Source organism: Bacillus sp. AP50 (assembly GCF_040492675.1).
Lineage (GTDB): Bacteria > Bacillota > Bacilli > Bacillales > Bacillaceae_G > Bacillus_A > Bacillus_A cereus.
This window is the reverse complement of record NZ_JBEUTW010000069.1, coordinates 1-7,078: the sequence shown is the minus strand read 5'-3', so window position 1 is coordinate 7,078 and position 7,078 is coordinate 1. Positions and strand designations below refer to the sequence as shown.

Genomic DNA, 7,078 nt, shown 5'->3' with positions numbered 1-7,078 from the left:
AGGTTATACGGTACAACTTAATGGTGAGATTGATGCGTATACGGCATCAGATTTAAAAAATAAGGTAATGCCTATTACAAGCGAAAAAGAGGTTCATATTGTAGTAGATTTTCATAACGTAGATTATATGGATAGTACAGGCTTAGGAGTTTTTATAGCTTTATTAAAAGCAGTTAAGAAAAATGATGGGAAGCTAGAGTTTACTGGTGTGTCTAAAAGGCTAAAAAGATTATTTGATATTACAGGGCTAACAGAAATATTAAATTTGAATTCCGATTTTGAAAAAGTAGAAAGAAGGTGACTAGGGATGATGGAGAGATTTGAAAAGATAGAAATGAAAATTCCTGCAAAAGCAGAATATGTGGCTATTATTCGTTTAACAATGGCTGGTGTTGCGAATCGAATGGGCTTTGCTTATGACGATATAGAAGATATGAAAATTGCTATTAGTGAAGCTTGTACAAACATTGTACAACATGCATACAAAGAAGACGTTGGAGAAATTACAATTGTCTTCGGGCTATATGAAGATCGATTAGAAATTATGGCTGCGGATAATGGGGTTAGCTTTGATTTTAATAGCTTAAAAAGGAAAGTTGGTCCGTATGATATTAGTAAACCAGTAGAACATTTGCCGGAAAATGGTTTAGGTTTATATTTAATCAATACGTTAATGGATGATATACAAATTATGCATGATGAGGGCATGACAGTTTTAATGACAAAATATATACAAAGAGAGCAGGTGGAGAATGATGGAAATCCAATCTCAACCTACAAATCTTACTAAAGAAGACGTTATTAAACTAATTGCAGACTTCCAACAAAACCAATGTGATGAAGCACAGGAAAGATTGGTTAATCACTATAAAAATCTTGTATACTCCATTGCATATCGCTATTCAAAAGGCGGGCCTATGCATGAGGATATTATACAAGTAGGGATGTTAGGGCTCTTAGGCGCAATAAGAAGGTATGATTATTCGATAGGGAATGCTTTTGAGCCGTTTGCAATACCTACAATAGTAGGCGAAATAAAGAAATATTTACGTGATAAAACTTGGGGTATTCACGTTCCAAGGCGAATTAAAGATTTAGGCGGGAAGATTAAACTTGCGATAGAGGAGCTAACAGATCGTTTCCAGCGTTCACCGAAGATTATAGAGATTGCAGATCATTTAGGACTATCCGAAGAGGAAGTGCTAGAAATTATGGATGCGAAAAATAATTATCGCGTATCTTCCTTAGATGATGTAGTTGAAAATTCATCTGATGGCAGTTCGGTAGCGAGGATTGAATCTGTAGGTGAAGTAGAGCAAGGATATGAAGAGACAGAAAGGCGTCTCGTTTTAAAGGATATTTTCAACGTATTAAATGACACAGAAAAGAGTGTTATTCATTATATATTTGGAGAAAATTTAAATCAAAAAGATACAGGGGAACGGTTAGGTATTTCACAAATGCACGTTTCTCGTATTAAAAGACAAGCGATAAGTAAATTGAAGCAAGCAGCATTTTTAGATACATAAAAATTTAAAATCATTATGTTTAAAACATGAGAAAAGGGGTAGTTATTAAATATAGGAGGAGATATAAAAATGTCACACGATGTGAAAGAACTAATCGAAGGATTGAATGAAGATTTAGCAGGAGAATACTCAGCAATTATTATGTATAACCATAATGCAGCAACAGTTTCTGGTATATATAGACAAGTGTTAAAACCTTTCTTTGAATCTGAAATTAGTGATGAACAAGGACATGCCCTATATTTAGCGGAGAAAATTAAGACGTTAGGTGGTACACCTACTACAATCCCTTTACGAGTGAAACAAGCAGAAGATGTTAGAGAAATGTTAGAGTCGGCTAGACAATCAGAATATGAGACAATTAAGCGTTATGAAACGAGAAAAGAACAGGCAGCGAAATTAAATATGACAGAGTTAGTTGTAAAGTTAGAAGATATGATTGCAGATGAAACAAATCATATGGAAGAATTAGATCGTCTTTTAAATGACAAAGCAATGGTATTAAATTAATAGTGGAAATTTATAGAATGAAAGAACAAACTCTCATTTCTGGGGGTTTGTTCTTTTGCTGTATAAAAATTATGTTAGAGTAGGAAATTTTCATTTTGTAACTGAGTATGCAATACTAGAAAAATAGAAAATGATAATAGATTTACATTTTAAATAAGAAAAGGGGAAATAACTTGTGTCCATTTTAATTGTCGATGATAATCCGGTTAACATCTTTGTAATTGAAAAAATTTTAAAACAAGCCGGATATCAGGATCTTGTATCGCTGAATTCTGCACAAGAGCTTTTCGAATACATTCAATTTGGAGAAGATTCTTCCAGGTATAATGAAATTGATTTAATCTTATTAGATATTATGATGCCTGAAATTGATGGACTTGAAGTTTGTAGGCGATTACAAAAAGAGGAGAAGTTTAAAGATATTCCTATTATTTTTGTTACAGCTTTAGAGGATGCCAATAAATTGGCCGAAGCTCTTGATATGGGGGCAATGGATTATATTACGAAACCTATAAATAAAGTTGAACTATTAGCACGTATGCGTGTAGCGTTACGCTTGAAATCGGAATTAAATTGGCATAAAGAACAAGAAGAAAATCTTCGGAATGAACTAGATTTAGCTACGCAAGTACAAAGAAACTTATTAAGTAGCCCATTAAGAGAAGATTATATAAAAATTGAAGCAAGTTACTTACCTTCATTTAAATTAGCTGGAGATATGTATTATTGGTATAAAATCGATGAAAACCGCTACGGTATTATATTATTAGACGTGATGGGACATGGTATATCTGCTTCATTAGTTTGTATGTTTATTTCGTCTGTATTACGTGAAACGATTAAATCTTTAATCGATCCAGAACTTGTCATTAAAGACTTAAATAAATATATGACTCTTTTACATAATGAGAATGACGATATTCCATATTATTTTACAGCGATATATTTAGTAGTAGATACAGAAAAGAGAACGATTGAATATGTAAATGCAGGGCATCCTTCTGGATACGTTTTAGTTGATGAAACAAATATGGTTGAACTAAATCGCGGGAGTTGTGCGGTAGGATTTTTTGATGAAATAAAAGTTAAAAAGACAGTTATACCTTTTGAGAAGAACGCTCAAATCGTATTGTTTACAGATGGTGTTCTTGAAGCAATTGCAAATGATGAATTTGAGGCTGAAGAGAAATTACGTACTTTTACAGAAAGAAAATGGGGAGATTTAGAAGGCGAGATAGAAGGATTTTACAAGGAAGAACAAAAGAAAGCGCAATCAGATGATATGTGTCTAATTATGATACAAACGAATGCGAAATAAAAAGCGTATGAAATCCAAACAGAGGATTTCATACGCTTTTTATTGTATTTTTTGATAAATTTGTTCGCTAGGATTAAATTGGGTATAATGCGGCATTATATTTGAAAAACGAAGAGTTTCTTTATTTCCTAAACATAGAAAACCATTGTGACCTAAGCTTTCATAAAATAGTTGCTGCACTTGATTTTGAAGTTTACTTGTAAAGTAAATTAAAACGTTACGACAAAGTATAATATGAAACTCGTTAAAAGATTGATCGGTTACTAAATTATGCTGTGCAAAAATAATGTTTTGTAAAAGTGATGGATTAAAATAAGCAAAACGATTATCTGTTGAATAATAGTTAGAAAATGCTTGTGTACCGCCAGCTTGTAAATAATTTTTCGTATAAGTTTGCATTTTATTTAACGGGAGGATAGCTTGTTTTGCTTTTTCTAACACATTTGTATTCATATCTGTTGCGTAAATAACCGACTTTTCACTTAATCCTTCTTCGTGAAGTAAGATGGACATTGATAATACTTCTTCACCAGTTGCGCATCCAGCATGCCAAATTCTAATTTCAGGTTGCTTTTTTAATTCAGGAATAACATGCTCTCTAAGCGCTTTAAAAAAGGCAGGGTTACGGAACATCTCAGTTACATTAATCGAGAAATCATTTAATAACTGTTCTAAAACCCCTTCCTCGTGAATTACTTTTTCAATTAATTTTGAAATGGTTGGGATATTAGAGAGCTGCATTCTATTACAAATTCTTCTATAAATAGATGTGCGAGCATATTGGCGAAAATCAAATCCTGATAGTTTAAATACCGCTTCCAATAGTAATTCAATTTCTAAGTTCGTGCGCTCATCCGTATCTACTGATGGATCAAAATTATAATACTTATTTTCCACTCCAACTAAACCTCACTTATTTTATTAACCATACACTCATTACCGAATAGAGTTGATGTAGATTTAATGGTTTACTTATATAATCTGAAGCGCCAGCAGATAAACATTTTTCCTTATCATTTGGCATTGCTTTAGCAGTTAATGCGATAATAGGTATTTCATTTAACCCTAAGTTCATTCGGATATTTTCCATCGTTTCATAACCGTCCATATTAGGCATCATAATATCCATTAAAATAAGGTCAATATTTGTATTACTTTTTAGTATTTCTAAACACTCTAAGCCGTTTTGGGCAGTAATAATGTTGGCATTTTGTTTTTTTAATGCGTTTTGTAACGCAAATATATTTCGATGATCATCATCGACAATTAAAATGGTTTTCTCTTGGAAGACGTTATTTGTTTCGGGAGTAACGATAGTTTCTTCAACAACTTCAGCAGGAATAACATCTTCTATCGTTGCTGCGACTTCTAAATTGGATAACTGTATATCTGGTAATCCATTTGGAAGGTTAGGAATATATACAGTGAAAGTACTACCTTCTCCTACATTACTCTCTAACGTAATCCAACCACCTAACAATCTAGCAAACTCTTTACAAATAGATAAACCTAATCCTGTACCACCATACTTCCGAATCGTTGCGCCATCTGCCTGTTGAAAGGCTTCGAAAATAAGTTGATGCTGTTCTTTAGCGATACCAATACCAGTATCTTTTACTGAAATTGTAATCCAATCTTTACTTATAGACTGCATATCATGACTTAAATTACTTGTTTCTATCGAATCGAAATGTAAAGAAACGGATCCTTTTTCTGTAAATTTAAATGCATTGGATAATAAGTTTTTAATAATTTGCTCAATCCGTTTTGCATCTGTATAAAACAGATCAGGAATCGTATCACTGTCTTCAATAGTAAATTCGACATTTTTTTGTGCAGCTATATGTAAAAAGTTTTGATGCATATTGGCTGCCATGTCACTTATGTTCGTTGCTTCAAAAATGATGTCTAGTTTGCCTGCTTCTACTTTAGATAAATCGAGTATGTCATTAATTAAAGTAAGTAAGTCTTTCCCTGATGAATGAATGACAGTTGCTAATTCAATCTCATCGTCGGATAAATTGTTATCATGATTTTCTCTTAACATTTCAGATAATAGTAAAATACTATTTAACGGTGTGCGTAATTCATGTGACATATTTGCTAGGAACTCAGATTTGTATTTTGAGCTGCGTAACAACTCGCTTGCTTTTTCTTCTAATTCTGATTTAGTAATTTGTAAGTCAGCTGTCTTCTGCTCAGCCTCTTCAGTTCTAGACTCTAATTGTTCATTCGTTGTTCGTAATTCTTCTGCTTGCATTTGTAGTTCTTCCGCTTGCGTTTGCAATTCTTCTGATTGAACTTGTAACTCTTCTGTCATTGCTTGTGATTCATGTAAAAGAGTTTGAATTCGCATACGTCCCATAATGCTATGGATTGTTAAACCTAGATTATCAACGGTTTGTTGAATTAAATCTTGATGTAAATCTGAAATCTCAGTTACACTTACTAACTCCATTACTGCGATTACTTCATCCTCAAATAAGATAGGGATGATTAATAGATTTTTAGGACGTATTTCTAATACTCCGCTAGTGACATAACGAAACTCTTCGGGTATATCCCTGAGAATAAAACTTTTCTTTTCTAAGGCAGACTGTCCAATGAAACCTTCACCCATTTGAATGGATTGTTTCCCAATATCAGCACCTTGATCGGCGAAAGAAGCTTTTTTCACATAGTAGACAGTTTCTTCATATTCTTCACGTACATAAAATGCACCGCAAGAAGTTTGCGTTTTTTGTATAATTCCACTAAGAATTTTTTTACCTAACATCTCAATAGAAGATACACCTTGATACATTAAAATTAATTCTGCAAGCTCCGTTTGTAACCACTCTCTTTTCGATATTTCGTCTAGTAGGTGATTCGTTGTATGAGCAAGATCTTTTATTTCATCACGTGTGTTTACATGAATTCTTTCCGTGATTTTTTCTTTAGAAGAAATGGATTTAATAGCTTGAATTACATTTTTAATCGTTTTTGTAATGGAATTCGAAATATAGAGTGAAATGATAATAGAAATACAAGAAAGTAAGAACAATAAACTGTATAACCAAATCTCTAATTTATTATTTTCAGTATCTAATTGTGCTGCTCTTTTTTTCGTTAATTGCTCCTCAGTGCTACGGAAGTTAGTTACCTGTGACTGTAATGACTGAATTTGAGTCGTGTCGATTGTTTGTACATTATTACTATTATGATTTGCAATTAACGGGTGAATCTCTTTATTTATCCAACTAATAATATTTTCGTTAATCTGTTTTAATTTTTCTTGCTGAGATGGGTTATCCTCTAATAGAGCTAAAAGATCTTGATAATGTTTTTCGTAATCCTTTTCCGCAGCATTAAGGGATTGAACGTAATTTGCATCATTAGAAGTGATAAATCCTTTCGCTTTATTTTCAATTGTGAGCAAATCTTTCTCCACTTGATTCGTTAAATTAAGAACTTTAAAATCGTGCTCAATAATAAAATTACGAGATTTTTGTAAATTAGAAATCTCATTGTTCAACATAATGAAAGAAACAAGTAAGAACAAAATGATAACTAAATAACCAGCCATAATTTTGTAGCGAATACTAAATTTTGCTTTCGAGTTCATTAAAAATTCCTACCTTCAAGGTTATTAAAACTTTTCTATTTTAAAGAATGAAAAACGTAATATATATTATATCAGTTTTCATAAGGCTAAACTAGAAATCCCCCTATTGTATTAGGG

Annotated in this window: 7 protein-coding genes; 5 read left to right on the top strand and 2 right to left on the bottom strand. The window is 32.4% G+C overall.

Translation table 11 applies throughout. The features are described from left to right. The 5 genes from ABWK52_RS07090 to ABWK52_RS07070 all read left to right on the top strand — a co-directional run. The coding region (locus ABWK52_RS07090) for an STAS domain-containing protein (protein WP_353771901.1) at positions 1–301 on the top strand (301 nt) is incomplete at its 5' end. Positions 302–307: 6 nt separating this feature from the next. Then, positions 308–790: an anti-sigma B factor RsbW gene (gene rsbW / locus ABWK52_RS07085; protein WP_000970579.1), complete on the top strand. Its 483-nt coding sequence runs from the start codon at positions 308–310 to the stop codon at positions 788–790. Then, the gene (sigB, locus tag ABWK52_RS07080; protein WP_002093898.1) at positions 753–1,529 is read left to right on the top strand and encodes an RNA polymerase sigma factor SigB; all 777 of its coding nucleotides are present in this window, start codon (positions 753–755) and stop codon (positions 1,527–1,529) included. Before rsbW ends, sigB begins: the two co-directional genes overlap by 38 nt. A gap of 69 nt (positions 1,530–1,598) precedes the next feature. Continuing rightward, a complete protein-coding gene (locus tag ABWK52_RS07075; RefSeq protein ID WP_000017759.1) occupies positions 1,599–2,039 on the top strand; it encodes a ferritin-like domain-containing protein in 441 nt (146 codons plus the stop codon). A 175-nt stretch (positions 2,040–2,214) separates the two neighbouring features. Then, on the top strand, positions 2,215–3,357 hold the full coding sequence (locus ABWK52_RS07070) for a fused response regulator/phosphatase (protein ID WP_000025538.1): 1,143 nt from the start codon (positions 2,215–2,217) through the stop codon (positions 3,355–3,357). Between the two features lie 39 nt (positions 3,358–3,396). Here ABWK52_RS07070 and ABWK52_RS07065 read toward each other — a convergent pair whose 3' ends face one another. Continuing rightward, on the bottom strand, positions 3,397–4,254 hold the full coding sequence (locus ABWK52_RS07065) for a CheR family methyltransferase (RefSeq protein ID WP_000429042.1): 858 nt from the start codon (positions 4,252–4,254) through the stop codon (positions 3,397–3,399). 16 nt (positions 4,255–4,270) lie between these two features. After that, complete coding sequence (locus tag ABWK52_RS07060; RefSeq protein WP_098295544.1) at positions 4,271–6,961, bottom strand: ATP-binding protein; 2,691 nt, start codon at positions 6,959–6,961, stop codon at positions 4,271–4,273. Positions 6,962–7,078: the final 117 nt, after the last annotated feature.

Excerpts from the sequence above, each read along its gene's own strand:
- rsbW (WP_000970579.1), top strand. The coding sequence starts at position 308 with ATGATGGAGAGATTTGAAAAGATAGAAATGAAAATTCCTGCAAAAGCA.
- sigB (WP_002093898.1), top strand. The coding sequence starts at position 753 with ATGATGGAAATCCAATCTCAACCTACAAATCTTACTAAAGAAGACGTT.
- ABWK52_RS07075 (WP_000017759.1), top strand. The coding sequence starts at position 1,599 with ATGTCACACGATGTGAAAGAACTAATCGAAGGATTGAATGAAGATTTA.
- ABWK52_RS07060 (WP_098295544.1), bottom strand. The coding sequence starts at position 6,961 with ATGAACTCGAAAGCAAAATTTAGTATTCGCTACAAAATTATGGCTGGT.